The organism is Micromonospora sp. NPDC052213 (genome assembly GCF_040679695.1).
Lineage (GTDB): Bacteria > Actinomycetota > Actinomycetes > Mycobacteriales > Micromonosporaceae > Micromonospora.
In genome coordinates this window covers 1-1,013 of record NZ_JBFAVI010000426.1, presented here as the reverse complement: position 1 = coordinate 1,013, position 1,013 = coordinate 1, and the positions used below count along the sequence as shown (strand labels likewise).

At 74.1% G+C, this 1,013-nt stretch carries 2 protein-coding genes and 1 pseudogene; 1 reads left to right on the top strand and 2 read right to left on the bottom strand.

Annotated elements, in window-relative coordinates; translation table 11 throughout:
* Window positions 1–237: helix-turn-helix domain-containing protein (locus AB0L34_RS34480; protein WP_363709876.1), on the bottom strand; the 237-nt coding region annotated here is incomplete at its 3' end.
* Between the two features lie 84 nt (window positions 238–321).
* On the opposite strand from AB0L34_RS34480, the gene AB0L34_RS34475 reads away from it, so the two are divergent.
* Complete coding sequence (locus tag AB0L34_RS34475) at window positions 322–765, top strand: DoxX family membrane protein (protein ID WP_363709874.1); 444 nt, start codon at window positions 322–324, stop codon at window positions 763–765.
* 23 nt (window positions 766–788) lie between these two features.
* Here the strand turns inward: AB0L34_RS34475 and AB0L34_RS34470 are convergent.
* A pseudogene (locus AB0L34_RS34470) lies at window positions 789–1,013 on the bottom strand (MFS transporter); the annotation flags it as partial.

Sequence of the window (1,013 nt, the reverse complement as noted above, 5' to 3'; positions counted from 1 at the left end):
GAGCAGGTCGTCCCCGGCCTGCCGCAACGCGTCGGCGAGCAGGTCGAAGCCCTGGGTGGCGAACGCGGTGAGCAGCCCGGCCTTGTCGCCGAAGTGGTGCGCCGGCGCGGCGTGCGAGACCCCGGCGCGCCGAGCCAGCTCACGCAGGCTCAGCGCGGCCGGTCCGGACTCGGCGATCGCCTCGGCGGCGGTGCTCAGCAGGACGCGGCGGAGGTCGCCGTGGTGGTACGAGGCCATGCAGTCACCCTAACTTGTCATTGACAAGATGGCACCATCGCCGCAATCTTGTCAGCGACAAGATGCTCGTCGGAGGGATCGACAATGGCACCCCTGATCGCACTGCTCGCCGGCACCGCGCTGGCCCGGATCGCCGGCCTGCTCGGCGTGGACGCCCTGGACGGGTGGCACCCCGCGCTGCGAGTGGGGCTGGCGCTGATGTTCGTGCTGACCGGCGTGGCCCACTTCGCGTCCCGTCGCGACGACCTCATCGCGATGGTCCCGCCGTCCCTGCCCCGGCCGGACCTGCTGGTCACAGTGACCGGCGTGCTGGAACTCGCCGGCGCGCTCGCGCTGCTGTTCCCGGCCACCGCGCGCCCGGCGGCGGCCGGGCTGGCACTGCTGATGCTCGCCATGTTCCCGGCCAACGTGTCAGCCGCACGGCGACGCCACACGCTCGCCGGGCGCCCGCTGACGCCGCTCGGCGTCCGTACCGTGCTCCAGGTCGACTTCGTGGCCGCGGCGCTGACGGTGGCCGTCGGCGGCTGACCCGAGGTCCGGGCCGGGCCGGCTCAGGCCCGGGACGGCTCCGCTTCGGCGGGCTGGGATTCCCCGGTCTCCCCGTGGCGAACTGTCGGCTGGCGCTGGCAGGCGACCAGGCCGATCAGCAGGAACCCGGCGCCCGCGAATGCCGCGTACCGGGTGGCGTCGGAGAACGCCGCCTTCGCCTCCTCGGCGATCGGCGCGGTACGCGGGTCCGCCTCCAGCCCGCCGATCGCCGCGCCGGCGCTCTCCTT

Coding starts and splice junctions, on each gene's coding strand:
- AB0L34_RS34475 (WP_363709874.1), top strand. CDS start 322: ATGGCACCCCTGATCGCACTGCTCGCCGGCACCGCGCTGGCCCGGATC.